The sequence below is a fragment of the Xanthomonas sp. AM6 genome (assembly GCF_025665335.1).
GTDB lineage: Bacteria > Pseudomonadota > Gammaproteobacteria > Xanthomonadales > Xanthomonadaceae > Xanthomonas_A.
Genome location: NZ_CP106869.1, coordinates 1,458,813 through 1,484,126, shown reverse-complemented (window position 1 = coordinate 1,484,126; position 25,314 = coordinate 1,458,813). Strand labels below are relative to the sequence as shown.

Genomic DNA, 25,314 nt, shown 5'->3' with positions numbered 1-25,314 from the left:
GACGCCGCACGGCGCGCGGGCGTGAACCGCGCGCCACGTGCTGCGGCGCAACGGATGCGAATCGCTCGCAAGTGCGGTACCGTTTCCGGCCATGGAAGCCGATCAGCCGTCCTCGCTCATCCACGCAGACGCGCCACCTTCTACCGACTGGCGCGACGAACTCGCCAGCGCCCTGACCCACGGCCTGGGCGCGGTCGCCGCGCTGGCCGGCAGTTCGGTGCTGATCACCCTGGCCGCGATCTACGGCGACGGCTGGCAACTGGCCGGCGCGATCGTGTTCGGGGTCGCCTTGCTGCTGCTGTACACCGCCTCCACGCTGTACCACGCCATCCCGCATCCCGGCGCCAAGGCACGGCTGCAGGTACTGGACCACTGCGCGATCTACGTGCTGATCGCCGGCACCTACACGCCGTTCACCCTGATCGGCCTGCGCGGCCCGTGGGGCTGGGGCCTGTTCGCGGCGATCTGGACCATCGCCCTGGCCGGGGTGATCTTCAAGCTGTTCTTCACCGGCCGCTTCCGCCTGCTGTCGACCATCCTCTACCTGGCCATGGGCTGGCTGATCGTGGTCGCGATCGAGCCGCTGCTGCATTCGGTCGACGTCCCGACCCTGTGCTGGCTGCTGGCCGGCGGCCTGTTCTACACGCTGGGCACCTACTTCTACCAGCGCGACACGGTGCGCTACTTCCATGCGATCTGGCACCTGTTCGTGCTCGCCGGCAGCGTCTGCCACTTCGTCGCGGTGACCGCGCAAGTGCTCTGAGCGCGGCGGACTTTCGCGTCGCCTGCACGGCCGGCGCCTAGTATGGCGCGATGGATCGCGAACCCACTCCCGCGGCACGAGGCCGGCACCGCTCCTGGCCCTGGCGCCGTCCCGACGGCCGCCTGCGGCGCTGGCCGTTCGTGCTCGGCGCGCTGGTGCTGGTGCTGCTGATCGTCATCCTGATCTTCGACTGGAACTGGTTCAAGGGCCCGGTCGAGCGCGCGGTGCAGGCCAAGACCGGCCGCGAATTCCACATCGACGGCGACCTCGACGTCGACCTCGGTGGCACCACCACGATCCGCGGCGATGGCCTGCGCTTCGCCAACGCCGACTGGTCCAAGCAACCGCAGATGGCCAGCGCGCAACGCGCCGAGATCGACCTGGCGCTGTGGCCGCTGCTGCGCGGCAAGGTGCGCGTCCCGGAGATCCGCCTGACGCAGCCGAACCTGCTGCTGGAAACCGGGCCGGACGGGCGGCCGGGCAACTGGAGTTTCGGCAGCAACGACGGCGGCACCCAGGTGGTGCTCGGGCGCCTGCTGGTGCAGCAGGGACGGCTCAAGTTCCAGGACGTCCCCGGCCGCACCGACATCGACGTCAGCGTCGACAGCCTGACCTCGCAGCGCCGCCGCGGCGATGCCGCACCGCCGATCGCGGTCGCCGGCGACGGCCGCTGGCGCGGCAATCCGTTCACGCTCAAGGGCAGTACCGCCTCGCCGCTGGAACTGAGCGAAAGCGATCATCCGTTCAAGATCGACCTGCGCGGCAGCGCCGGCAGCACCCGCGCGCACATGCGCGGCACCTTGACCAATCCGTTCCAGTTGCGCGTGTTCGACCTGCAGCTGAACCTGGCCGGCGCGGACATGGCGCACCTGTACCCGCTGCTCGGCATCGCCATTCCGTCCACGCCGCCCTACCAGCTCGACGGCCGGCTCAAGCGCAACGGCGAAATCTGGCGCTACGAGGATTTCAGCGGCCGCGCCGGCGACAGCGACCTGGCCGGCGACGTGCAGATCGACACCGCCGGGCAGCGCCCGTTCCTGCGCGCGGACCTGCGCTCGCGGCGCCTGGACTTCGACGACCTGGCCGGCTTCGTCGGCGCGCCGCCGCGCACCGGCGCCGGCGAGACCGCCAACGAGCAGCAGAAGGAACAGGCCGCCAAGCTCGCAGCCGATACCAAGGTGCTGCCCTCCACCCCGTACAACCTCGGCAAGCTGCGCTCGATGGACGCCGACGTGCGCTGGAAGGCGCAGCGGATCAACGCGCAAAAGCTGCCGCTGGACGACATGGACGCGCACCTGAAGCTCAACGACGGCGTCCTGCTGCTGCAACCGCTCAATTTCGGCGTGGCCGGCGGCAACATCCGCTCGGACATCCGCATGGACGCGCGCAAGCCGACCATCGCCACCCGCGCGCAGATCTCGGTGCGCGGCATGCAGCTGGGCAAGCTGTTCCCGGACGGGCAACTGGCCAAGGAAGCCTCCGGCGCGATCGGCGGCGAGATCGCGCTGGCCGGCACCGGCAACTCGATCGCGCAGATGCTCGGCACTTCCGACGGCAGCGTGGCCATCGGCATGGGCAAGGGCCACATCAGCAACCTGATCATGGAACTGGCCGGGCTGGACATCGCCGAGTCGCTGAAGTTCCTGATCACCAAGGACCGCGAGATCCCGGTGCGCTGCGCATTCGGCGATTTCGCGGTCAGGGACGGGGTGATGGACACGCGCGCGCTGGCCTTCGACAGCACCGACACGCTGATCGTCGGCAGCGGCACCATCGACCTGGACCAGGAGAAACTGGACCTGCTGCTGAAGGCGCGTCCGAAGGACCGCAGCATCCTGTCGCTGCGCTCGCCGCTGCGCGTCGGCGGCACCTTCAAGGACCCGAGCTTCCGCCCCGACTTCAAGGCCCTGGGCATGCGCGGCGCGATCGCCCTGGCGCTGGGCAGCATCGCCCCGCCGGCCGCCCTGCTGGCGACGCTGGAAACCGGCCCGGGCAAGGACAGCGACTGCGGCGGCAGCTATGCCAAGTGAGCCGGGATTGGGGATTTGGGATTGGGGATTCGCAAAAGCGGACTGATGCGCCTTTGATTTTCCGAATCCCCAATCCCAGGTGCCGCCGGCGCGCGTGCCGCAGCGGCACATCGCCCCGGACTGGTGGGTGTACGCAGCTCGTCCAACTCGAATCCCGCGCTAACTGGTGATGTAGCGCTGCAGCTGATCGAGTTCCTGCTGCTGCTCCTCGATCACTGCCTTGACCAGGTCGCCGATCGAGATCACCCCGACCACCGCGCCGGCCTGCACCACCGGCAGATGGCGGATGCGCTGGCCGGTCATCAGCTCCATGCACTGCTGCACGCTCTGCGACGGGTCCACCGTGTAGACCTTCGCGCTCATGATGTCGCGCACCGGCGTGGTCGCCGACGAGCGATCCTGCAGCACCACCTTGCGCGCATAGTCGCGCTCGGAGAGGATCCCGGCCAGGCGCCCGTCCTGCATCACCAGGACCGCGCCGATGCCCTTGTCGGCCATCAGCCGCAGCGCATCGATCACCGCCGCATCCGGCGAGACCGCGTGGATCTCACCGCCCTTGTCGCCCAACAACTGTCGCACCGTACGCATCACTGCCTCCCGGTTCGCTGGATCGCACGGCCGAGGATACTCCTCCGGCCGGTGCGCGCCAGGTGTCGACCAGATACAGCGGGCGCTGCTTGGATTCCTCGTACAGCCGGCCCAGGTATTCGCCGATCAGGCCCAGCGCGATCAGCTGCGCGCCGCCCAGGAACAGGATCGCCGTCATCATCGTCGGCCAGCCGGCGACCGGATCGCCCCACAGCGCCGCCTTGACCACGATCCACGCCGCGAACAGGAACGCGCCCACCGCGGTCGCCAGGCCCAGATAGGTCGCCGCGCGCAGCGGCGCGGTGGAGAAGCTGGTGATGCCCTCCAGCGCGAAGTTCCACAGCCGCCACAGGCCGAACTTGCTGCGCCCAGCCAGGCGCGGCGCGCGCCGGTACGGCAGCGCCAACTGGCGGAAGCCGACCCAGCCGAACAGGCCCTTCATGAACCGGTGGCGTTCGCGCAACTGCCCCAGCGCCGCCAGCGCGCGCGGCGACAGCAGGCGGAAATCGCCGGTGTCGGCCGGGATCGGCGTCTTCGACAGGCGCCCGATCACCCGGTAGAACAGCGACGCGGTGCCGCGCTTGAGCAAGCTCTCGCCCTCGCGCGCGATGCGGGTGCCGTAGATGTCGTCGTAGCCGGCGCGCCAATGCGCGACGAACTGCGCGATCAGCTCCGGCGGATCCTGGCCGTCGGCATCCAGCAGCATCGCCGCGCCCTGCTCGACGAAATCCAGGCCCGCGGTCAGCGCCAGCTCCTTGCCGAAATTGCGCGACAGGCGCAGCGCGCCGACCCGCGGATCGGCCGCGGCCAGCGCCAGGATCACCTCCCAGGTCGCATCGCGGCTGCCGTCGTCCACGTACAGCACCCGCCCCTCCACGCCGTCCAGGCCATCGAGCGCGGCGAGGATGCGCGGATGCAGCAGCGGCAGGGTCTGCGCCTCGTTGAAGGCGGTGACGACGACGGTGAGGCGCTCGGAATCCATGCATGGATGGTACGGAGCGGCCCGCACGTTCACCAGCGCCAGCACCGGACGGGACCAGTGCCTCTCCTTCTCCCCTCGGGCGAAGGTGCCCCGAAGGGGCGGATGAGGGTACGCCCGCCGCCGAACTCTGCGTGGACGGCCGCACCCTCGCCCCAACTCCTCTCCCGATGCGAGAGGGGCTAGAGCTGCGGTCTCGGCTACGGCGCCTGCAGGTAGGCGGGTCCGCCCAGCTGCCGCGCCTGCCGCTGGATCCAGCTGGCGCGGCGCTGCACGTAGGGGCCTGGCCGCGCGGCGTTGTAGCGTTGCGGCGCCGGCAACACCGCCGCCAGCAGCGCGCTCTGCGCCGGACTCAGCTGCGCGGCGTCCTTGCCCCAGAAGCTGCGCGCCGCGGCCTGCACGCCGTAGACCCCGTCGCCGAACTCGGCGACGTTGGCGTAGACCTCCAGGATCCGCCGCTTCGGCCACAGCGCCTCGATCAGTACCGTGTACCAGGCCTCCAGGCCCTTGCGCAGCCAACTGCGGCCCTGCCACAGGAACAGGTTCTTGGCCACCTGCTGGCTGATCGTGCTGGCGCCGCGCAGGCGGCCGCCGCGCGCGTTGTGGTCGCGCGCCTTCTCGATCGCCTGCAGGTCGAAGCCGTGGTGGCTGGGAAAGCGCTGGTCTTCGGCGGCCACCAGCGAGATCGGCAGGCTGGAGGCGATCTGCGCGCTGTCGCGCCAGTCGTAGGCGACGCGGAACGCCCAGTCGCCCTCGCCCCAGGCGCCGAGCTGGCGCTCGAGCATCATCGCCGAGAACGGCGGGTCGACGAAGCGCAGCGCCAGCACCTGCGACGTACTCGCCAACACGAACAGCAGCGGCGCCATCAACAGCCAGCGCAACCAGCGCCGCCGCCGCGGCACGGCCGCGCCACTTGCAACGCCCCGCGTCGCCCCCATTGCTATGCGTTCTTCGACTTTGTCCACCGAGATGACCCACTATCCTGCGGTCGCCATCTTCCCATGCGCAGCGAGGCCGCGATGAGTTCTTCCGAGCACGATCACCTGACCCGCTTCCTGCTGCCCGGCGCCGGCGTGCGCGGCGTGCACGTGCGCCTGGAGTCGGCCTGGCGCGAGATCCTCGCGCCGGCCAGCTATCCCGCCGCGGCGACCGAGCTGCTGGGCGAGGCCTGCGTGGCCGCGGCGCTGTTCACCGGCCACACCAAGGTCGACGGCCGCCTGTCGGTGCAGCTGCGCAGCCAGGGCGCGCTGCGCACCCTGTTCGCCGAATGCACCGCGGCCGGCACCCTGCGCGGCATCGTCCAGCTGACCGAGGGCAGCGATGCCCCGCGCGACCTGCGCGCGCTCGGCGACGCCGCGCTGCTGGCGATCACCATCGAGAATCCCGGCCTGGACCCGCGCGAACCGCAGCGCTACCAGAGCCTGGTGGCGCTGTCGGCGGCCGAGCTGGGCGAGGCCTTCGAGGACTATTTCCGCCAGTCCGAACAGCTGCCCACCCGACTGATCCTGGCCGCCGACGGCGACCGGGCGGCCGGCCTGCTGCTGCAGAAGCTGCCCGGCGACGCCGGCGACGAGGACGGCTGGAACCGCGCCGGCGCCCTGTTCGATACCGTAGACGAATCCGAACTGCTGGCGCTGCCGGCGCAGACCCTGCTGCACCGGCTGTTCCACGAGGAAGCGGCGCAGCTGCTCGGCACCAAGCCGCTGCGCTTCGGCTGCTCCTGCTCGCGCGAGCGGGTGGCGGCCATGCTGCGCTCGCTGGGCGAGGAGGAAGCCCGCGCCGCCGCCGAGGCGACCGGCCAGGTCGAGATCCGCTGCGAGTTCTGCGGCCGGCACTATGACTTCCCCTTGACGGAATTCGGCGTATTGTTCGCTGTAACCCCGGCTGAACCGGCGCCGCCAGAGCGCTTGCAATAGTCGGGGAACGAGCTTTGGGACGGGGAGTCTGGCTTGTTAAAGAAACATAAACCCACTAGCATCATCCACCCTGCCCCGGCGGGAACTTTAGTTCCTGCGCGAGAGTCATAGACCGCCGATGCGAGCCCTATTGCGCCTGCCACTAGCCCTGTTGATCGCCCTTGCGGCGGCCACGGGCGCGCACGCGCAAAGCAAGCCCGCCGGCGACCGCACCGTCCTGCCGGTCTGGAACAAGGGCAGCGGCAAGGTCGAGGCCCTGCTGTACCTGGAGCCGACCGGCGAACAGGCGGCCGGCGCACGCTGGCACTTCGGCCGCAATTCGCTCGACGCCGCCTTCGGCCTGTCTTCCGGCGACTCGCTGGGCCTGCTGTGCAACAGCGCCAGCGGCAGCAGCATCAGCGGCCTGGCCAGCCACTGCATGCTCGCCAGCCTGGGCGACGACGACGGCGATGCCGGCGGCCACCACATCGCCGCGACCACCACCTTCAATCGTCCCGGCGGGCGCGTATCGCTGTCGGCCGGCACCGGCCGCGAGAACATGCCGGCGTGGCTGGCCGGGGCCACCAAGACCCCGGCGCTGCGCATGGAGCAGAACGACCTGACCGTGTTCGCGCAGCAGAACATCGGCCGCGAAGGCTTCGTCTCGATCGGCGGCACCTATGCCCGCGCCCGCCTGGTGCCGATCGCCGACGCCTCGCAGGCGCTGGTCGACCAGTGGGACAGCAAGAGCCTGAGCATCGGCGGCGGCTACGGCTCGTTCAGCGCCAACGTCATCGGCCGCGTCGTCGATGCGCCCGGCCAGCCCGGCAAATGGTCCGGTCTCGGCGTGGGCCTGACCTGGCGCACCCCGTGGAGCGGCCAGCTGACCGTCGGCGCCGAGAACGTGATCACCCGCGGCAAGAATCCGTTCGCCCCGAACAACATCAGCACCGAGGAAGGCACCATTCCTTACGTGCGCTACGAACAGGACTTGTAAAATCCAACGTCTTGTTCCGAAAGCGGTTTTTCGATCAAAAGGCCCCTGCGAAGGGGCCTTTTTTCGTTCCCGGCCCTCTCAATAACGTGAATCCCACCACACTTTCTCTGATCTTATTAACAACTCTTTAATTTCCCTGAAGAGGCAGTTACTATCGGTTCACCCTGCGGATTTTGGTGTCGCCCTTCGTCGCCACCGCTGGAGAACCTTCAGTCGCATCACACCTCATTCGGAGAGAGAGCCAATGAATTGCAAGACCCACCGCCTGCGCGACGCCATCACGTTCGCGCTCGCCGCTGGCACCACCGCCCTGCTCGGAACGGGCACGGCGGTTGCCCAGGACAGCACTTCCAGCGACCCCTCCAAGACCCTGGATACGATCCAGGTCACCGGTTCGCGCGTTGCCCGCGTCGAGACCGAGACCGCCAGCCCGGTGGTGGTGATCGATCGCGCGGCGATCGAGCAGACCGGCAAGCTGACCCTGGGCGACCTGGTGCAGGAGCTGCCGGCGATGTCCGGCGCGCCGTCCACCCCGGCGGTCAACAACGGCGGCGGCGACGGCAAGTCCTCGGTCGACCTGCGCGGCCTGGGCGACGAGCGCACGCTGCTGCTGGTCAACGGCCGCCGCGTCGCCAACAACGACGTCAACTCGATCCCCGCCACCGCGGTGGAGCGCATCGAAGTGCTGACCAGCGGCGCCTCGGCGGTGTACGGCTCCGACGCCGTCGCCGGCGTGGTCAACTTCATCCTGCGCAAGGACTTCGAAGGCCTGTCGGTCAGCGTCGACTACGGCCAGGCGACCCACCTGAGCGACGGCGCACGCAATGGCGGCTCGGTGACCTTCGGTCAGGTCGGCGATCGCGGCAACATCATGGCGGGCCTGAACTACAACAAGTTCGACGGCATCTCCTCGGCCGACCGCAAGTACTCCAAGGACGCCACCTACCTGTACAGCGGCTACGTGACCATCCTCGGGTCCAGCCGTACGCCGGGCGGCCGCATCACCATGCCGGCCAACCTGGCCGCGCAGTACGGTTGCGGCTCCGTCACCCTGATCCCCGGCGCCAGCGGCGCGTCGCAGGCCGACTACCGCTGCTACTCCGGTGCGCGCGACTCGTTCAACTATCAGGCCACCAACCTGATCATGACGCCGCAGGAGCGCACCAACGCGTTCTTCCTGGCCAACTACCAGATCACCGACAGCATCAACGCGTTCGCCCAGGTCTACCACAACAAGACCAGTTCGAACTTCGCGATCGCCGCGCTGCCGTTCGACGCCCGCAGCGACAAGGTGGTCATCTCCGCCGACAACTTCTACAACCCGTTCGGCGTCAACTTTGGCGCCGACGTCGCCGGCAACACCTACGACCAGTTCCTGACCCGCTTCACCTCGCTGGGCCAGCGCCGTTCGTACTACAGCACCGTCACCGACCAGGTCGTCGCCGGCCTGGAAGGCTTCGTCGGCGACACGTCCTGGAAATGGGACGTGGCGATGAACTACGGCCACTACACCCGCGAGAACACCAGCTACGGCTACGTGTACTACGCCGGCCTGCGCGACGCGCTGGGCCCGTCGTTCCAGGACACCGATGGCGTGGTCAAGTGCGGCAGCCCCGGCAGCGTGATCACCGGCTGCACCCCGCTCAACATCTTCAACATCAACGATCCGCAGACGATCTCCACCCTGGAAGATTACGAAGCGCGTCCGACCTACTCCACCACGTACCAGATGCGCAGCTTCGAAGCCAACGCCAACGGCGAGCTGTTCACGCTGCCGGCCGGCGCCGCGCAGCTGGCGGTGGGCGTCTCCTGGCGCGAGGAGTACCAGAAGAACTCGGTCGACTACATCGCCATCGCCGATCCGGACGGCAACTGCTTCATCTCGCAGGAAGCCTGCGGCACTCCGCTGAGCGGCAAGTACAACGTCAAGGAACTCTACGGCGAACTGTACATCCCGCTGCTGTCGGAAGTCCCGTTCGCGCACCTGCTGGCGGTGACCCTGGGGTCGCGCTATTCCGACTACAACACCTTCGGCAACACCACCAACAGCAAGGTCCAGCTGGAATGGCGCCCGATCGAGAACCTGCTGCTGCGCGGTACGGTCGCCGAGGTGTTCCGCGCCCCGACCATCGACAACCTGTATAGCGGCGCCTCCGGCGATGCCCCACAGTTGAACGACCCCTGCCTCGGATACGGTGCCGCCGGTGCCCCGCGTGACCACGAGGCGGCGTGCGGTGCTCCAACGGGCGCGACTGCGATTCCGGCCACCGGTATCGCTCCGGCTGCGAACTCGCAGACCAATGGCGTATGGTCCGGTTCGGTCGCGGCCGGCTTTGAACTGAAGCCCGAACAGGGCAAGTCGTTCGACTGGGGTGTGGTGTACGACCCGGAGTGGCTGCCCGGCTTCTCGGTCAGCCTGGACTACTGGCGCCTGTATCTGAACGACACGATCAATCGTGCCGACGCACAGACCGTGACCGAAATCTGCTACGAAGACGGCAGCAGCCCGTTCTGCGGCTTCATCAACCGCTTCTCGGACGGTCAAGTCAATTTCATCCGCGAGCCGATCGTCAACCTGGGCCGCCTCGACACCAAGGGCTGGGATTTGGCGCTGCGTTACCGCCTGCCGGATACCGCGTGGGGCAGCTACACCTTCGGCCTGGACGGCACCTACATCGCGCGCTACGACAACAACACCAATCCGGCAAGCCCCACCAACCCCATCACGCATGTTGCGGGCACCTATAACAATAGTTATGGTCTCTATTCGCGCATTCGTGGCCGCCTGTTCGTCAACTGGCAGAAGGGAGATCTGGGCGCAAGCTGGCGAGTGCGCTATATCGGTCCGTTCGACATCGCGAACTCGGACGCTGGCTGCAATCCGATCAGCGCTCCTCAGTTCTGCGGCGTCGTGAGCAGCTACGGTTCCTACTTCGTGCACAACGTCAGTGCGAGCTACGCGCTGCCGTGGTTCAATTCGAAGGTGGAAGTCGGCCTGGACAACGTGTTCGACAAGCAGCCGCCCATGCTGTATCAGAACAACGTGCTCAACGCGAACACGGACGTCAACAGCTTCGACACCGTGGGCCGCTACCTGTGGGCTCGCTACAGCATGAACTTCTGAGCACGGCAACGACGCTCTTTGTTTGAAGACGGGGCCGCGCGAACGATTCGCGCGGCCCTTTTTATTTGGCAGACCCGAATGAACTCTCTGCAACTGCAGTACGCGATTCACCTGATCGACCAGGGACAGGCTGCGGCGGCCGCCGCTCTCTGCCATCAGGCGCTTGCCGGCGATCCCGGCGATCCCTCCTGGAACACATTGCTGGCGATGTCGCTGCAGCACGCCGGCGACACAGCTGGCGCCGCCGCCATCTACCGGAGGCTGACGGAACTGCAGCCGCACGAATCCGCACATTGGGCCAACCTCGGCCTGACCTTGCGCACGCTCGGCGAACATGCTCCGGCCGAGCACGCCTATCAGCAGGCGCTTTCGCTGGCGCCGCACACCTACCACTACCTGGTCGATTACGGCCTGCTGCTGCTGGACAAGGGCGACATCGCCCGTGCCCGCCACCGCTTCCTGGATGCCGTGGACCTGGATCCTGCCCAGGCCGAGGGTCGCATCTATGCCTCCATCGCCTGCTTCGAGTGCGGCGACGCGCAGCGCGCGGCGGCATTGCTGCCGCCACCGGCGATCTGGCCGCAGCTTCCGGACAACCTGCGCGAGGAACTGGCGACCGCATTGATCCAGGTCGGCCGCACCGATGAAGCCGAGGCGCTGCTGTCGCAGAACCGGCCGGGGCAAAGCCCGTCGCTGTCCAATCTCATCCGCCTGGCCCAACTCTACGAGCGCACCAATCGCGTCGAGCAGGCCGAAGCCTTGCTCGCGCAAGCGGCATCGACGCCGCAGCAGCACGACCGGCAGACGCGCGTCGATGTGCTGCAGCTGGAAACTTCGCTGGCCTTGCGGCGCAAGGACTACGCGGCCGCACGCGGCGCCGCCGAGAACCTGCTCGCGCTGCAGCCGCAGATCCAGGCCCAGGCAAACGCCTATTTCGCACTGGCCGGCATCGAGGACAAGCAACGCCATCCCGCCGCCGCGATGGCCATGCTGGAGAAGGCGCATGCGATCCATTTCAAGCTCGCGGCCGAGACCGTGCCGGAGATCGCGCACTCCAACGAAGAACCGCTGAAGGTTTCGAGCCTGTGGCTGGACGCCGCGCAGGCGCGCTATGCGGAGGCGCGCGACACCGCGCCCGGCAGCGACGCCTCGCCGGTGTTCATCGTCGGTTTCCCACGCTCGGGCACCACCATGCTCGAACAGATGCTCGATGCCCATCCGGGCTACGCATCGATGGACGAGCGCGCCATCCTGCAGCGCTGCATCGAGTGGATGGAGGCGCAGGGCAAGCGCTATCCCTACGATCTCGGCGAACTGGACGAGGCGCAGGTCGAGGCGATGCGCCAGGTGTATTGGTCGGAGATCGCCAAGGTCATCGCGCTGGCGCCGGGCCAGCAGCTGGTCGACAAGAATCCGCTCAACATGCTGCGCCTGCCGATGATCATGCGCCTGTTCCCGAACGCCAGGATCATCCTGGCCCTGCGCCATCCCTGCGACGTGCTGCTGAGCTGCTACATGCAGAACTTCCGCTCCCCGGCGTTCATGGTGCTGTGTTCCAGCCTGGAGCGGCTGGCCAAGAGCTACGTCAACGCGATGCGCTTCTGGATCCACCACCAGGCGCTGCTGCAGCCGGACCTGCTGGTCCTCAAGTACGAGGAGACGGTGGCCGATTTCCCGGCACAGGTGCAGCGCATCGGCGGCTTCCTGGGCATCGCGCAACCCGAATTCCTGGCCGGCTTCAGCCAGCATGCCGCGCGCAAGGGCTACATCAGCACGCCCAGCTATTCGCAGGTGGTGGAGCCGGTGAACCGGCGCGCGGTGGACCGCTGGCATGCGTACGCGCCGTGGCTGGGCGGCGCGCTGCCGATCCTGCAACCGGTGGCCGCGCACTGGGGCTACGACCTGGAGATGCCTGCGCCATGAAAGCGCTCAGCGACTACATCCGCAGCTACGACGACGCGCTGCCCGAGGCGTTCTGCCGCCAGCTGATCGACGGCTTCGAGGCCTCGCGCGCGCATCACCAGCGCAACGGCAGCAACAGCCGCGCGGTGCTGGGCGACAGCAACTGGACCGAACTGGATGTCGGCAGGCTCGCCGACCCGGCGTTCCTGGGATTCTTCCTGGACAAGATCGAGCACTACCTGGCGCGCTACAACCAGGAGCTGGGGCTGACCCTGTCGATCCCGTACCGCCCGACCATCGACCGGCTGATCCTGAAGAAGTACCAGGTCGGCGGCGGCGACCGCTTCCAGCCGCACTTCGATTCGATCGACGAGGTGTCCGAGCGCTACCTGGTGTTCCTGTGGTACCTCAACGACGTGGCCGAGGGCGGCACCACGCGCTTCTGCGACCTGGACGTGGAAACCGTGCCGCGCACCGGCAGGCTGCTGATGTTCCCGCCGTACTGGATGTACCAGCACGTCGGCAACCCACCGGTCTCCAACGACAAGTACATCCTGTCCACCTACCTGATGTTCAAGCGCTGAGCATCGCGCCGCGCGCCGGCCCGGCCGCGCCAACGCGGCCTGCGGCTACAGGCCCGCGCGCAGGTTGAACGCGCCGATGGTCTCGACCAGTTGCCGCAGCGCCAGCGTCTCGGCCTCTTCCAGGTCCGGATGCCAGGTATCCAGGATCATCACCACCCGCACCTGGTCGCTGTGGTTCCACGCCTGGTGCAGGCAGGTATCGTTGAAGGTGACCAGTCGCCCGACCTGCCAGGCGTGGGCGATGCCGGCCACCTCCAGCGCGCAGTCCGGCGGCACGATCAGCGGCAGGTGCGTGACCACGCGCGAGTTGCTGACGCCGTAGTGCGGCTTGATCGTGGTGCCGGGCGCCAGGATCGAGAACAGCACCTCCGGCGCATGCAGGTCGATCCGGGTCAGCGGCACGTGCGCCAGCGCCGCCGCGGTGACCGGGCAACGCTGCAGGTTTTCGGCATGCGCCACGCCGTGCCGATAGAAGAAGTAGGCATCCCAGGCGCCGTCGCCCTGCCTGGCGCTGAGATAGTCCTGCGGCGTGGCGCCGTTGCTGAAATCCAGGAACGGCTGCACCGCCTGGCGCGAGGCCAGGACCTGCCGCACCTCGTTGCAGATGCCCTCGGTGGCGCCCTGCAGCCGCGCATACCAGGGAAAGCGCTCGGCCCGCAGATACGGCGAAGGATCCAGATCGGGCACATAGAGAAAGGTCGGGCGCTGGCCATCGTCGGCCGGACGCGGCTGCAATCCCAGGTAGATGCGCAGCGCCGCCGTCACCCGGCGCAGCGCCGCTTCGCCGAAACGGTCGACCAGCGGCTGCACCGCGGCGGCGAACAAGGCGTGCCGGCCCTGGTCGATCCGCGCCATCGCCGCGAGTACCCGCGGCCGCAGCTCCGGCGCGGTGCTGTGCTGGTCGAGCCAGCGGCCCTTGGCCTGCGCCGCGTGCACCGCGGCGAAGTACATCGGCAAGGCATCGTCGCCACGCCCCAGCGCATCCAGGCTCTCGGCGTAGCACAGGCGCACCAGGAACGCGTCCGCCGCGAGCTGCAGGGCCTGCTCGAACGCCGGCAGCGCCTGCGCATGCTCGCCCAGGTGGGCCAGGCACACGCCGAGCCGGCTCCACGCCTCCAGGGTCGGTTCGGCGGCGGCCACCAGGCTCCAGGCCTGGGCCGCGCGCGCGAGCTGGCCGCTTTCGGTCAACAGCGCCGCGTGCATGCGGCGCAGCGTCACGTCGTCCGGCGCGGTGGCCAGCACCTGTTCGCACAACGCATCGGCGCGCCGATAGTCGCCCTGGGCGAGGTGCCGGCGCACCTGCTCGTGCATGCTCGCGCGCGTCAGTTCCTGGAACATCAGCCCGGGATCAGGGTCACGATGACGTGTTCGACGTAGGCCTCGAATTCCTCGCGCGCCTGCTTGGGCTGGTGCAACTGCAGCGACAGCTGCAGGAAGCCGACATAGGCGGCATAGGCCAGCCGCGCGCGGTGCTGGGCGTCGGTGCGGCTGAGCCCGGCCTGGCGGAACGAGGCGATCAGGTATTCCATGCGCCGCTGCGAGACCCGGTCGATGACCGGGCGCACCGCCGGATGGTCCAGCGCCTTCAGCAACTCGCTGTAGATGATGTGCGGCTTGACCTCGTGCGCGACCAGCTGGAACAGCGCGCGCAGGCGGGTGCGCGGATCCGGCACTTCTTCCAGGCTGCCGAACACCTGTTGCTGCTCGACCAGTTCCCAACGCTCCAGCGCCGCCTGCAGCAGCGCATCGCGCGAAGGGAAATGCCAGTAGAAGCTGCCCTTGGTGACGCCCAGGCGGCGTGCCAGCGGCTCCACCGCCACCGCGTTGACGCCTTGTTCGGCGATCAGGTCCAGCGCGGCCTGCGCCCAGTCCTCGGCGCTGAGTCGGTTGTTGCGGCCGCCGCCTGGAGCGGCGGCATCGTCGGAGGAAGGCGCGGAGGCATTGGTCATCCGTCGATTTAACCATACGGGGCCGTCGATTGCAGTACGTGGGCTCCATGAATCGGGCGCAAATGCCCGCTGGCATTGGCTTTTCTTTTCCATACTGCATCGTATTGACATCCCCGCGCGCTCATCCATACTAGCTCGTATGGTTTCCTCCCCTTCCAGCGCGCCCCACGCCGCCTCCACCGTGCTTTCCGGCGCGGACGACATGCGCCTGGCCGCGACGGTCATGGCGCCCGGCGACGCCGGCAGCGTGCTGTTCGCGCATGGCTTCGGCCAGACCCGGCATGCCTGGATGGCCAGCGCCGCGGCATTGCAGGCGCACGGCTATCGCAGCGTCGCCTACGACGCGCGCGGCCATGGCGATTCCACCCGCAACCCTGCCGCCCTGCCGTATCGCGGCGAGCAGTTCACCGACGACCTGATCGTGGTCGCCGGCGAGATGGCGCCTGCGCCGGTGCTGGTCGCCGCGTCGATGGGCGGGCTGTTCGGGCTGATGGCCGAGGCGCGCTGGCCGGGCCTGTTCCGGGCGATGGTGCTGGTCGACATCACCCCGCGCTGGCAGCCGGCCGGGGTCGAGCGCATCCTCGCCTTCATGACCGCGCATCCGCGTGGTTTCGCCAGCCTGGACGAGGCCGGCGACGCGATCGCCGCCTACCTGCCGCAGCGCGCGCGCAAGTCGCCCGAGGCGCTGCGCAGCGTGCTGCGCCGGCACGACGACGGCCGCTGGTACTGGCACTGGGATCCGCGCCTGGTCGAGGAACTGGCGCGCGACAGCGAGCAGCACCAGGACGCGATCGCGCAGGCGGCCAGCAACGTGCAGTGCCCGCTGCTGCTGGTCAGCGGCGGGCGCAGCGACCTGGTCACCCCGCAGACCATCGAAGACTTCCTGTCGTTGGTGCCGCATGCGCAGCATGTGCACCTGCCCGAGGCCACGCACATGCTGGCCGGCGACGACAACGCCGCATTTACCGCCACTGTGTTGCATTATCTGGACGCACTGCCACCGGCTAGCGCCGCCGCACCGTCCGCCGTCACCGAGCATGTCCCCGGAGCAAGCCCATGAGCATCGTCGCACCCTTCCTCGTGTTGTTGCTGGCAGGCGCCTTCGCCGCCTATCACCGCATGCGGCTCGCCGTCTGGGCCGCGCTGAGCGCCACGCTGCTGGTCGCGTGCTGGCTGCTCGGCGCCAGCCACACCGCCACCCTCGTCGCCGCGGTGCTGCTGGCGCTGGTCGCGGTGCCGCTGCTGCTGCCGTTCGTGCGCAAGCCGCTGCTGACCGCGCCGATGCTCAAGGTGTTCCGCAAGGTGCTGCCGCCGCTGTCGCAGACCGAGCGCATCGCGCTGGAAACCGGTTCGGTCGGCTTCGAGGGCGAACTGTTCACCGGCGACCCGGACTGGCAGAAGCTGCTCAATTATCCGAAGCCGCAGCTCACCGCCGAGGAGCAGGCGTTCCTGGACGGCCCGGTGGAAGAGCTGTGCCGGATGACCAATGACTGGGAGATCACCCACGTCCACGCCGACCTGCCGCCGGAACTGTGGAGCTTCATCAAGAAGCACAAGTTCTTCGGCATGATCATTCCGAAGGAGTACGGCGGCCTGGGCTTCTCCGCGCTGGCCCACCACAAGGTGATCCAGAAGATCGCCTCGGTGTCGAGCGTGGTCAGCTCCACCGTCGGCGTGCCGAACTCGCTGGGCCCGGGCGAACTGCTGCTGCACTACGGCTCCAAGGAGCAGAAGGACTACTACCTGCCGCGCCTGGCGGTGGGCCAGGAAGTGCCGTGCTTCGGCCTGACCGGCCCGTTCGCCGGCTCCGACGCGACCTCGATCCCCGACTACGGCATCGTCTGCAAGGGCGAGTGGAACGGCGCCAACGTGCTCGGCGTCAAGCTGACCTTCGACAAGCGCTACATCACCCTGGCGCCGGTAGCGACGCTGGTCGGCCTGGCGTTCCGCATGTACGACCCGGACGGCCTGATCGGCGACACCAAGGACATCGGCATCACCCTGGCGCTGCTGCCGCGCGAGACGCCCGGCGTGGAGATCGGCCGCCGCCACTTCCCGCTCAACTCGCCGTTCCAGAACGGCCCGATCCACGGCCGCGAGGTGTTCATCCCGCTCAGCCAGCTGATCGGCGGCGTGGACATGGTCGGCAAGGGCTGGAACATGCTCAACGAGTGCCTGGCCGTGGGCCGCTCGATCACCCTGCCCTCCACCGCCAGCGGCGGCGCCAAGTACGGCGCGATCGTCACCGGCGCCTACGCGCGCATCCGCAAGCAATTCGGCCTGTCGGTCGGCCGCTTCGAGGGCGTGGAAGAGGCGCTGGCGCGGATCGGCGGCAAGGCCTATGCGATCAGCGCGCTGTCGCAGGCCACCGCCGCGGCGGTGGACCGCGGCGACGTGCCGTCGGTGCCGTCGGCGATCGCCAAGTACCACTGCACCACGATGAGCCGCGAAGTGATCAGCGACGTGATGGACGTGGTCGGCGGCAAGGGCATCATCCTCGGGCCGCGCAACTTCGCCGGCCGCAGCTGGCAGGCCGCGCCGATCGCGATCACCGTGGAAGGCGCCAACATCATGACCCGCAGCCTGCTGATCTTCGGCCAGGGCGCGATCCTGTGCCATCCGTGGGTGATGAAGGAGATGAAGGCCGCCGGCAATCCGGACCACAAGGCCGGCGTCGACGAGTTCGACCGCAACCTGTTCGGCCACATCGGCTTTGCGATCTCCAACGCGGTGCGCTCGCTGTGGTTCGGCCTGACCGCCGCGCGCATCGGCGCCGCGCCGGGCGATGCCTATACCCGCCGCTTCTTCCGCAAGCTGGACCGCTACTCGGCGAACCTGGCGCTGATGGCCGACGTGTCGATGCTGATGCTCGGCGGCAAGCTCAAGTTCAAGGAATCGCTGTCCGGCCGCCTGGGCGACGTGCTGAGCCACATCTACATGACCAGCGCGATGCTCAAGCGCTACCACGACGACGGCGCGCCGGCGACCGACCAGCCGCTGCTGGCCTGGGCGTTCCACGACAGCGTGCACAAGATCGAACTGGCGCTGTCGGCGGCGCTGCGCAACTTCCCGATCCGCCCGGTGGGCTGGCTGATGTGGGCGCTGATCTTCCCGTGGGGCCGCCGCGCCGAGGCGCCGGGCGACCGCCTGGGCCACCGCGTCGCCGCGCTGCTGATGACCCCGAACGAAGCCCGCGACCGCCTCGGCCAGGGCGTGTTCCTGACCCCGTGCGAGAACAATCCGGGCGGGCGCATCGCCAGCTACCTGACCAAGGCGGTGCTGGCCGAGCCGGTCGAGCGCAAGTTCCTGAAGGCGCTCAAGAGCAAGGGCATCGAGGCGCTGGACTTCGCCTCGCAGCTGGACGAGGCGGTGCGCGAAGGCGTGCTGTCGGCCGACGAGCGCCGCCAGCTGGAAGAACTGCGCGAGATCACCATGGACACGATCAGCGTGGACGACTTCGACGCCGACGAACTGCGTTCGGCCAGCTACTACCACCGCGCCACGGCCGGCGACGACCATTCGCGCGAAGCGGCCTGAGACCCACTCGGCAATACGCTCATCACGACGGCGGACTTCGGTCCGCCGTCTTCATTTGAGGCACGCACCATGAGCAAACTGCTGTCGCTCCATCAACGCATGCAACGCTGGCCGGCCGGGCAATGGCTGTTCTCGCGCGCGGTGTGCTTCAAGGCGCCCTATTTCGCCAGCATCGCCCCGCGCATCACCGTGCTGCAGCCGGGCCGCTGCGAAGCGCGCATCGCGCACCGGCGCCGGGTCAGCAACCATCTCGGCACGGTGCATGCGATCGCGCTGTGCAACCTGGCCGAACTGGCCGGTGGGGTCATGGTCGATGCCAGCCTGCCGCCGTCGATGCGCTGGATCCCAAAAGGCATGCGCGTGGAATACCGCAGCAAGGCCCGCGGCACGATGCGCGCGGTGGCGACGCCGGACCGGGCGATCGTGGCCGCCGACAGCGGCTACGAATTGCCGGTCAGCGTGGAAATCCGCGACGCACGCGAGCAGGTGGTGTTCTTTGCCAGCATCGCCATGTGGGTGTCGCCGCGCGCGCCGGCCAAAGCCTAGCCGCGGCGGGCAGGGCCTGCGCTCCGCTCAATACGCCAGCAGCACCGCCGCGATCGCCAGCGCCGCCGGCAGCGCCTGCACGAACAGGATCCGGCGGCTGACGCTCCACGCGCCGTACAGCCCGGCCACGACCACGCAGCCGAGGAAGAACAGCATCACGTCCGCGCGCTGCGCTACCACGCCCCAGCCCAGGCCGGCGGCGAGGAAGCCGTTGTACAGCCCCTGGTTGGCCGCCAGCACGCGGGTCAGCTGCGCCTTGTCCGGCGTGTTGCGGAACACCTTCATGCCCAGCGGCCGGGTCCACAGGAACATCTCCAGCACCAGGAAGTACACGTGCAGCAACGCCACCAGGCATACCAGGATCGAGGCCAGCAGGGTCATGCGCGCGTCCGTCGGCGAAAGAGGAGGCACAGCATAGCCGCTGGCGCAGCGGCCGGCATCGCCGACGCACGGCCTGCGCTGGAAGCTCAGCGCGTGGGCGTCGTCTCCGCCGCCGCAGGCGCGGTGCCTTCCACCGTACGCGCCAGGCGCCAGCCGATGACGCCGGAGAGCGTCGCCGCCAGCGCGGCCAGCGCGGCGAAACCGGGCACGCCCATGCCCAGCGCGCGCAGGCCGTTCATCGCCGAGGCCACGGCCACGTCGCCGGCGCGCCACACCGCCGTGTCCACCGCGTTCTTGCCCTGGTAGCGCAGCTGCCGCGGCACCCGCGTGTACAGCGATTCGCGCGCCGGACTGACCATGCCGTAGGTCAGCGAACGGGTGATGACCAGCGGCAGCACCACCCACGGCACGATCCACACCGCCAGCGCGTAGGGATCGGGCGACAGCGCGGTGGCCAGCAGCGTGCCCACGCTGACCAGCGCCCACAGCGCGATCACCGCGCCGGCGCCCTTCTTCACCAGCAGCCAGCGGGTCACACTGATCTGCACGAGCACCTGCAGCACGTTGGTCAGCATGTCGATGTTGGCGGCGAACTGGGTGCGCTCGACCGCGTTGTGGAAGGTGGCGCCGGAATAATCGGTCATCAGTGCGTAGCCGACCGTGCCGATGCAATCGCCCAGTAGCATCAGCAGCGCCATGCCGCGCATGAACGGATTGGCCAGGATCTGCTTGAGGCCGTCGAACATGCCGCCGCCGACCGCCGCCTCGTGGCCGGCGTCGTGGCGGCGCGCGCCGTGCACCCGCGCCCAGCGCCCGAGCAGGACCACGCACACCAGCGCCACGCCGAGCAGCGCCGCCGACACCACCAGCAGCGGCGCCACGCCGATCACCCCGACCAGCCCGCGGGTCAGCAGTGGCCCGGCCACGGCGCCGGCGGTGCCGCCCAGGCCGATCAGCGGGAACAGCCGCCGCGCCTGCTCGTTGCTCCAGATGTCGGCCATGAAGCTCCAGAACACCGACACCACGAACAGGTTGAACACGCTGACCCAGACGAAGAACACGATGCCCAGCGCGCGCGGACCGAGCCCGCCCTGGCCGTTGAACAGCGGCACGAAGCCGAGCAGGCACAGCGCGAAGAACACGTACACCGCCGGCACCACGATCCGCCGCGGCCAGCGCGCCGCCATCCACGCGAACAGCGGCGTCAGCACCAGCGTGGCGACGAAGGTGGCCATGAAGAACCACGGCAGCTGGGTCGAACCGACCGCCGCCGACAACTGTTCGCGCACCGGCCGGATCACGTAGTACGCCGACAGCACGCAGAAGAAATAGACGAAGGACAGCAGCACCGCGCGCAGCTCGCCGGTGTGGACGCGCTTGTTTTCCGCTTGCATCGGCTTGCCGTTCGCCGCCTGGTTGCGCGCACGGTAGCCGATGCACTGCAACATCGCCAGCGCCACCGCCGCGCGCAAGCCCCACCGCCACGGCGCCGCAGGCACGCGGGCGCCGCGCCGAGCATATGCTCTATCGGCGGCGTCTAGCGTCGGCGCTACGAAAGAGGGGAACGGCGGGTGTACGACTACATCATCATCGGCGCAGGCTCGGCCGGCTGCGTGCTGGCCAACCGGCTCAGCGAGGATCGCGACTGCAAGGTGCTGCTGATCGAGGCCGGGCCGCGCGACCGCAACCCCTTCATCCACATGCCGGCCGGCCTGGCGCGGCTGGCCAACAACCGCCGCATCAACTGGAACTACCTCACCGCGCCGGAGCCGGCCTTGAACGATCGGCGCCTGTGGTGGCCGCGCGGCAAGGTGCTGGGCGGCTCCAGTTCGATCAACGCGATGTGCTACGTGCGCGGCGTGCCGGCCGACTACGACGACTGGGCCGCCGGCGATGGCGCCGAGGGCTGGGACTGGCGCGGCGTGCTGCCGTATTTCCGGCGCAGCGAATGCAACAGCCGCGGCGGCGATGCGCTGCACGGCGGCGACGGGCCGCTGCACGTGTCCGACCTGCGCTACCGCAATCCCCTCTCGGACGTGTTCATCGCCGCCGGGCAGCAGGCCGGCTTCGCCCACAACACCGATTTCAACGGACCGCAGCAGCAGGGCGTGGGCCTGTACCAGGTCACCCAGAAGGAGGGCGCGCGCTGCTCGGCGGCGGTCGCCTACCTGGCGCCGGCGCGGGCGCGCGCCAACCTGCAGGTGGTCACCGGCGCGCTGGTGCTGCGCCTGCTGGTCGAAGGCGCGCGCGTGGTCGGCGTGGCCTATGCGCAGCGCGGCGCCGAAGTGCAGGCGCGCGCCAGCGGCGAAGTGCTGCTCAGCGCCGGCGCGGTGAACTCGCCGCAGTTGCTGATGCTGTCGGGCATCGGCCCAGCCGACGAACTGCAACGCCATGGCATCGCGGTGCGCCTGGACCAGCCGCAGGTCGGCGCCAACCTGCAGGATCACCTGGACGTGTGCACCCTGTACCGCACCCGCCCCGGCATCAGCTACGACCGCCGCAACCAGCTGAAGATCGCCTTCGACTATTTCCTGCGCGGCCACCGCGGCGCCGGCAGCAGCAACATCGCCGAGGCCGGCGGCTTCGTCCGCTCGCCGCTGGCGCCGGACGCGCGCGCCGACATCCAGCTGCATTTCGTGCCGGCGATGCTCGACGACCACGGCCGCAACCGCCTGCCCGGCGACGGCTTCACCCTGCACGCCTGCCACCTGCAGCCGCGCAGCCGCGGCCGCCTGTCGCTCAACGATGCCGACCCGCGCACGCCGGCGCGGATCCAGGCGAACTATCTCAGCGACCCCGACGGCTTCGACCTGCGCATGCTGGTGGAATGCGCGCGCCTGTCGCGGCGCATCCTGCAGCAGCCGGCGTTCGATCCGTGGCGCGGCGCGCCGCTGCTGCCGGCGCGCGAGGACCTGGACGAAGCCGGCCTGGTCGCCTACATCCGCGCCAAGGCCGAGACCATCTACCACCCGATCGGCACCTGCCGGATGGGCAGCGACGCGCAGGCGGTGGTCGATCCGCACTTGCGCCTGCGCGGGCTGGACGGGTTGCGCGTGGTCGATGCGTCGGTGATGCCGCGCCTGGTCAGCGGCAACACCAACGGCCCGACGATGATGATCGCCGAGCGCGCCGCGGACCTGATCCGCGGCCGCAGCGTGCTGCGCGACTGAGCCGCCGCGCGTCGCCGGCGACCGCGCGGCTCAGCGCACGCGCCCCGCGAGCCACACGCCCAGCGCCGCCAGCGCGAAGCCGCACAGCTTCAGCGCGGTCAGGTGCTCGCCGAGCAGCAGGTGGCCGAACACCGCGGTCACCGGCGGCATCAGGAAGAACAGGCTCGCTACCTGGGTGGCGGCGCCGCGCCGCAGCAGCAGGAACAGCAGCGCGAAGCCGCCGATCGAATTGACCAGCACCAGCCACGCCATCGCCGCGACGAACCCATCGCTGGCCTGGAAGCGGAAGCCTTCCCACGCCGCCAGCGGCAGCAGCACCACGGTCGCCGCCGCGTTCTGCACCGCGAGCCCGACGCGCAGGTCCAGCTGCGCGGCATGCCGCTTCTGGTACAGGGTGCCGGCGGCGATGCCGAACAGGCCCACCAGCAAGGCCAGCCAGCCGCCCCACGGCGTCGCCCCGTCGATGCGGTCGGCAGCGACCGTGGCGACGCCGGCGAAGCCCAGCGCCATGCCCAGCCACTGCGCAGCGCGCAGCCGCGCCCCGCCCCACCACGGGCTGGCCCAGGCCACCAGCAGCGGCATCGCCCCGATCACCAGCGCGGCCACGCCCGAGCCGGTGCCCAGCGCGAACGCCGCGTACACCCCGCCGAACTGCAAGGCCAGCATCAGCACCCCGGCCACGGCGCTGCGCGCCAGTTCCTGCTGCGGCAGCGCCTTCAGCCGCGCCGGGCCGGCGGCCAGCGCGAAGCACAGCGCGGTCAGGCCGAAGCGCCACAGCAGCGCGGTGAACGGCGCGGCATGCGCCACCACCTGCTTGCCGGCGATGTAGCCGGTGCACCAGACCAGCACGAAGGCCAGTCCCAGCCAGGTCGCGGCGCTGGGCGCCGCACGCGCGGCGGGGATCGGGGACGGGGCGGGATCGGGCATGCGCCATGATCCCGCAGCGCCGCGGCGGCGTCACTGCGCCGGCAACGGTTCAGCCTGGACAGCGGCGCCCATGGCAGCCTCGGCACATCGGTTGCATGCACTCCAGGCACCGCCGCGCCGTCGCGGCAACCGCGGCCGATGCCGGATCGCCGGCCTCTTCCGCCCGACAAAATCACCAGCAGGATCAAGACGATGCCCATTCATCTTCTCCCGGTTTGTGCAATGGCGAAAAGCGGCGCTAGAATCGGTTTCGGCAGCACCTCACAGGCCACACGCGCGATGAAACAGAACAGCAGGCACCGGCTCCTTCGACCGGTGGCAACCGGGTTGCTCGGGGCATTGCTGCCCTTTGCGATGTCCTCCACCGCGCAGACGCCGGCGCCTTCGCAGCCGCTGCCGCCGCCGATCTACACCGAGGCCACGCGCTACACCTCGCCCACCCAGCCGTTACCGTACCGCGCCGCGCTGCCGGAGAGCAAGGTGCTGCCACTGGCCAGGGACTTCGATGTCGCCAGCCTGGAAGCGATGGCCGAGCAGCTCACCTATGGCGAGCGCGTGCCCGGCCTGGCGGTGGCGATCGTGCACAACGGCCAGGTGATCAGCGCGCGCGGCTTCGGCGTCACCGACGTCAACCGCCCCGAGCCGGTCGACGCGCACACCGTGTTCCGCCTGGCCTCGCTGTCCAAGGCCTTCGCCGGCACCATGGCCGGCCTGCTAGTCAACGACGGCACCCTGCGCTGGGACAGCAAGGTCACCGACTACGTGCCCGGCTTCCAGCTCAGCGACCCGGTCGCCACCCGCCAGTTGAACGTGGCCGACCTGCTCAGCCATCGCGTCGGCCTGACCTACAACGCCTACGACCGCGACGTCGAATCCAACGCCGACTACTACACGCTCAGCCACAAGCTCGCCTACGCCCCGCTCAAGTGCGCGCCGGGCGAGTGCTACGCCTACCAGAACGTCGCCTTCAGCCTGATCGGCGACGTGGTGTTCGCCGCCTCCGGCAGCTTCTACGAGCAGTCGGTGGAGCGCCGCATCTTCAAGCCGCTGGGCATGAACGACGCCAGCATGGGCCTGGCCGGGATCCAGGCCAGCCCGCGCTGGGCGCGCCCGCACGTGCGCAGCCGCAACGGCTGGGTGTCGCTGACGCCCAAGCCCACCTACTACCGGCTGGCGCCGGCGGCCGGCGTCAACGCCAGCATCAGCGACATGGCGCAGTGGCTGATCGCGCAGACCGGGCACCGCCCGGACGTGCTGCCGGCGCCGCTGCTGGCCACGCTGCACGCGCCGCTGATCCTGACCCCCGGCGAGATGCGCTCGGGCTGGCGCCGCGAGCGGGTCAACTCGGCCAGCTACGCGCTGGGCTGGCGCGTCTTCGACTACTCGGGCCACCAAGTGGTGTTCCATGCCGGCGCGGTGCAGGGCTATCGCGGCCTGGTCGCGCTGGTGCCCGAACGCGACCTGGGCGTGGCGATCCTGTGGAACGGCGAGAGCGGCCTGCCGTCCGGCCTGCTGCCGACCATCCTCGACCGCGCGATCGGCCTGCCGGCGCAGCGCTGGCTGGACGTGGACACCGACTTCGGCAGCGACAACATGATGGCCGAGCGTCCGGACCCGAAGGACAAGAAGGGCGCCTCCGCATCCAAGTCGGTGGCCTCGCCGCACTGACGGCTGCGGCCTGCCAGCGGTCCAGCGGAAGGCGGCGCGAGCCGCCTTTCTGCTGTCTGCGCCCCAGCTTCGCGAGCCGGCGCTGCAGGAGCGGCTTCAACGCGACGAGCTGATGGCGCTACGCAAGCAAACTGCGCTCGATCCGACTTTGGCGAAACCCCGGCGAGGCGGTCGCGACTGAAGCCGCTCCTACAGAGGAGCAGCGCGCGGCAGTGGCACCGCCTCGCTCCCCGCGACAGCGCCGCTTGAAGTCGCCGGCTGAAACGCCTTGGCT

20 protein-coding genes are annotated in these 25,314 nt (G+C 69.2%); 12 read left to right on the top strand and 8 right to left on the bottom strand.

Annotation, left to right across the window (positions count from 1 at the left end; genetic code table 11):
• Positions 1-118: 118 nt before the first annotated feature.
• Both OCJ37_RS06085 and OCJ37_RS06080 read left to right on the top strand, forming a co-directional pair.
• Positions 119-763, top strand: coding sequence for a PAQR family membrane homeostasis protein TrhA (locus OCJ37_RS06085; RefSeq protein ID WP_263113602.1), 645 nt, complete (start codon positions 119-121; stop codon positions 761-763).
• A 50-nt stretch (positions 764-813) separates the two neighbouring features.
• Positions 814-2,793, top strand: a complete 1,980-nt coding sequence (locus OCJ37_RS06080) for an AsmA family protein (protein WP_263112784.1) — start codon at positions 814-816, stop codon at positions 2,791-2,793.
• A 159-nt stretch (positions 2,794-2,952) separates the two neighbouring features.
• Here OCJ37_RS06080 and OCJ37_RS06075 read toward each other — a convergent pair whose 3' ends face one another.
• The 3 genes from OCJ37_RS06075 to mtgA form a co-directional block, all read right to left on the bottom strand.
• On the bottom strand, positions 2,953-3,381 hold the full coding sequence (locus OCJ37_RS06075) for a CBS domain-containing protein (protein WP_263112783.1): 429 nt from the start codon (positions 3,379-3,381) through the stop codon (positions 2,953-2,955).
• Entirely contained in the window at positions 3,341-4,363 is a 1,023-nt protein-coding gene (locus OCJ37_RS06070) for a glycosyltransferase family 2 protein (RefSeq protein ID WP_263112782.1), read from the bottom strand. Before OCJ37_RS06070 ends, OCJ37_RS06075 begins: the two co-directional genes overlap by 41 nt.
• 197 nt (positions 4,364-4,560) lie before the next feature.
• A complete protein-coding gene (gene mtgA, locus OCJ37_RS06065; protein ID WP_263113601.1) occupies positions 4,561-5,298 on the bottom strand; it encodes a monofunctional biosynthetic peptidoglycan transglycosylase in 738 nt (245 codons plus the stop codon).
• Positions 5,299-5,361: 63 nt separating this feature from the next.
• On the opposite strand from mtgA, the gene OCJ37_RS06060 reads away from it, so the two are divergent.
• The 5 genes from OCJ37_RS06060 (at position 5,362) to OCJ37_RS06040 (ending at position 12,862) form a co-directional block, all read left to right on the top strand.
• Entirely contained in the window at positions 5,362-6,276 is a 915-nt protein-coding gene (locus tag OCJ37_RS06060; protein ID WP_263112781.1) for an Hsp33 family molecular chaperone HslO, read from the top strand.
• 118 nt (positions 6,277-6,394) lie between these two features.
• Positions 6,395-7,252 carry an XOO1806 family protein gene (locus OCJ37_RS06055; protein WP_263112780.1) on the top strand — a complete coding sequence of 286 codons (858 nt, stop codon included), beginning with the start codon at positions 6,395-6,397 and terminating at the stop codon, positions 7,250-7,252.
• Positions 7,253-7,496: 244 nt separating this feature from the next.
• On the top strand, positions 7,497-10,376 hold the full coding sequence (locus OCJ37_RS06050) for a TonB-dependent receptor domain-containing protein (protein ID WP_263112779.1): 2,880 nt from the start codon (positions 7,497-7,499) through the stop codon (positions 10,374-10,376).
• 78 nt (positions 10,377-10,454) lie between these two features.
• Positions 10,455-12,299, top strand: a complete 1,845-nt coding sequence (locus OCJ37_RS06045) for a tetratricopeptide repeat-containing sulfotransferase family protein (protein ID WP_263112778.1) — start codon at positions 10,455-10,457, stop codon at positions 12,297-12,299.
• Complete coding sequence (locus OCJ37_RS06040) at positions 12,296-12,862, top strand: 2OG-Fe(II) oxygenase (protein ID WP_263112777.1); 567 nt, start codon at positions 12,296-12,298, stop codon at positions 12,860-12,862. The genes OCJ37_RS06045 and OCJ37_RS06040 overlap by 4 nt, the downstream gene beginning before the upstream one ends.
• A gap of 45 nt (positions 12,863-12,907) precedes the next feature.
• On the opposite strand, the gene OCJ37_RS06035 is transcribed toward OCJ37_RS06040, so the two are convergent.
• Together OCJ37_RS06035 and OCJ37_RS06030 are read right to left on the bottom strand one after the other, a co-directional pair.
• Positions 12,908-14,200, bottom strand: coding sequence for an aspartyl/asparaginyl beta-hydroxylase domain-containing protein (locus OCJ37_RS06035; protein ID WP_263112776.1), 1,293 nt, complete (start codon positions 14,198-14,200; stop codon positions 12,908-12,910).
• Entirely contained in the window at positions 14,200-14,811 is a 612-nt protein-coding gene (locus OCJ37_RS06030) for a TetR/AcrR family transcriptional regulator (protein ID WP_263112775.1), read from the bottom strand. Before OCJ37_RS06030 ends, OCJ37_RS06035 begins: the two co-directional genes overlap by 1 nt.
• A 202-nt stretch (positions 14,812-15,013) precedes the next feature.
• Between OCJ37_RS06030 and OCJ37_RS06025 the strand changes: the two genes are divergently transcribed.
• The 3 genes from OCJ37_RS06025 (at position 15,014) to OCJ37_RS06015 (ending at position 18,894) form a co-directional block, all read left to right on the top strand.
• Positions 15,014-15,871: an alpha/beta fold hydrolase gene (locus OCJ37_RS06025; protein ID WP_263113600.1), complete on the top strand. Its 858-nt coding sequence runs from the start codon at positions 15,014-15,016 to the stop codon at positions 15,869-15,871.
• Positions 15,868-18,348: an acyl-CoA dehydrogenase gene (locus OCJ37_RS06020; RefSeq protein ID WP_263112774.1), complete on the top strand. Its 2,481-nt coding sequence runs from the start codon at positions 15,868-15,870 to the stop codon at positions 18,346-18,348. Before OCJ37_RS06025 ends, OCJ37_RS06020 begins: the two co-directional genes overlap by 4 nt.
• A 69-nt stretch (positions 18,349-18,417) precedes the next feature.
• Positions 18,418-18,894, top strand: a complete 477-nt coding sequence (locus OCJ37_RS06015) for a hotdog fold domain-containing protein (protein WP_263112773.1) — start codon at positions 18,418-18,420, stop codon at positions 18,892-18,894.
• A gap of 27 nt (positions 18,895-18,921) precedes the next feature.
• Here the strand turns inward: OCJ37_RS06015 and OCJ37_RS06010 are convergent, their stop codons facing one another.
• The gene (locus OCJ37_RS06010; RefSeq protein ID WP_263112772.1) at positions 18,922-19,275 is read right to left on the bottom strand and encodes a DUF1304 domain-containing protein; all 354 of its coding nucleotides are present in this window, start codon (positions 19,273-19,275) and stop codon (positions 18,922-18,924) included.
• Between the two features lie 86 nt (positions 19,276-19,361).
• Positions 19,362-20,723: an NTP/NDP exchange transporter gene (locus OCJ37_RS06005; protein WP_263112771.1), complete on the bottom strand. Its 1,362-nt coding sequence runs from the start codon at positions 20,721-20,723 to the stop codon at positions 19,362-19,364.
• 123 nt (positions 20,724-20,846) lie between these two features.
• Between OCJ37_RS06005 and OCJ37_RS06000 the strand changes: the two genes are divergently transcribed.
• Complete coding sequence (locus OCJ37_RS06000) at positions 20,847-22,445, top strand: GMC family oxidoreductase (protein ID WP_263112770.1); 1,599 nt, start codon at positions 20,847-20,849, stop codon at positions 22,443-22,445.
• A gap of 30 nt (positions 22,446-22,475) precedes the next feature.
• Here OCJ37_RS06000 and OCJ37_RS05995 read toward each other — a convergent pair whose 3' ends face one another.
• Entirely contained in the window at positions 22,476-23,372 is an 897-nt protein-coding gene (locus OCJ37_RS05995; RefSeq protein ID WP_263112769.1) for a DMT family transporter, read from the bottom strand.
• A 279-nt stretch (positions 23,373-23,651) separates the two neighbouring features.
• On the opposite strand from OCJ37_RS05995, the gene OCJ37_RS05990 reads away from it, so the two are divergent.
• Positions 23,652-25,040, top strand: a complete 1,389-nt coding sequence (locus OCJ37_RS05990) for a serine hydrolase domain-containing protein (RefSeq protein ID WP_263112768.1) — start codon at positions 23,652-23,654, stop codon at positions 25,038-25,040.
• Positions 25,041-25,314 lie beyond the last annotated feature (274 nt).

What these genes read in the sequence shown, in the direction of transcription:
- OCJ37_RS06060 (WP_263112781.1), top strand. Translation starts at nt 5,362, where the DNA reads ATGCGCAGCGAGGCCGCGATGAGTTCTTCCGAGCACGATCACCTGACC.
- OCJ37_RS06050 (WP_263112779.1), top strand. Translation starts at nt 7,497, where the DNA reads ATGAATTGCAAGACCCACCGCCTGCGCGACGCCATCACGTTCGCGCTC.
- OCJ37_RS05990 (WP_263112768.1), top strand. Translation starts at nt 23,652, where the DNA reads ATGAAACAGAACAGCAGGCACCGGCTCCTTCGACCGGTGGCAACCGGG.
- OCJ37_RS06030 (WP_263112775.1), bottom strand. Translation starts at nt 14,811, where the DNA reads ATGACCAATGCCTCCGCGCCTTCCTCCGACGATGCCGCCGCTCCAGGC.
- OCJ37_RS06020 (WP_263112774.1), top strand. Translation starts at nt 15,868, where the DNA reads ATGAGCATCGTCGCACCCTTCCTCGTGTTGTTGCTGGCAGGCGCCTTC.
- mtgA (WP_263113601.1), bottom strand. Translation starts at nt 5,298, where the DNA reads ATGGGGGCGACGCGGGGCGTTGCAAGTGGCGCGGCCGTGCCGCGGCGG.
- OCJ37_RS06005 (WP_263112771.1), bottom strand. Translation starts at nt 20,723, where the DNA reads ATGTTGCAGTGCATCGGCTACCGTGCGCGCAACCAGGCGGCGAACGGC.
- OCJ37_RS06055 (WP_263112780.1), top strand. Translation starts at nt 6,395, where the DNA reads ATGCGAGCCCTATTGCGCCTGCCACTAGCCCTGTTGATCGCCCTTGCG.
- OCJ37_RS05995 (WP_263112769.1), bottom strand. Translation starts at nt 23,372, where the DNA reads ATGCCCGATCCCGCCCCGTCCCCGATCCCCGCCGCGCGTGCGGCGCCC.
- OCJ37_RS06010 (WP_263112772.1), bottom strand. Translation starts at nt 19,275, where the DNA reads ATGACCCTGCTGGCCTCGATCCTGGTATGCCTGGTGGCGTTGCTGCAC.
- OCJ37_RS06035 (WP_263112776.1), bottom strand. Translation starts at nt 14,200, where the DNA reads ATGTTCCAGGAACTGACGCGCGCGAGCATGCACGAGCAGGTGCGCCGG.
- OCJ37_RS06040 (WP_263112777.1), top strand. Translation starts at nt 12,296, where the DNA reads ATGAAAGCGCTCAGCGACTACATCCGCAGCTACGACGACGCGCTGCCC.
- OCJ37_RS06045 (WP_263112778.1), top strand. Translation starts at nt 10,455, where the DNA reads ATGAACTCTCTGCAACTGCAGTACGCGATTCACCTGATCGACCAGGGA.
- OCJ37_RS06070 (WP_263112782.1), bottom strand. Translation starts at nt 4,363, where the DNA reads ATGGATTCCGAGCGCCTCACCGTCGTCGTCACCGCCTTCAACGAGGCG.
- OCJ37_RS06080 (WP_263112784.1), top strand. Translation starts at nt 814, where the DNA reads ATGGATCGCGAACCCACTCCCGCGGCACGAGGCCGGCACCGCTCCTGG.
- OCJ37_RS06015 (WP_263112773.1), top strand. Translation starts at nt 18,418, where the DNA reads ATGAGCAAACTGCTGTCGCTCCATCAACGCATGCAACGCTGGCCGGCC.
- OCJ37_RS06075 (WP_263112783.1), bottom strand. Translation starts at nt 3,381, where the DNA reads ATGCGTACGGTGCGACAGTTGTTGGGCGACAAGGGCGGTGAGATCCAC.
- OCJ37_RS06025 (WP_263113600.1), top strand. Translation starts at nt 15,014, where the DNA reads ATGCGCCTGGCCGCGACGGTCATGGCGCCCGGCGACGCCGGCAGCGTG.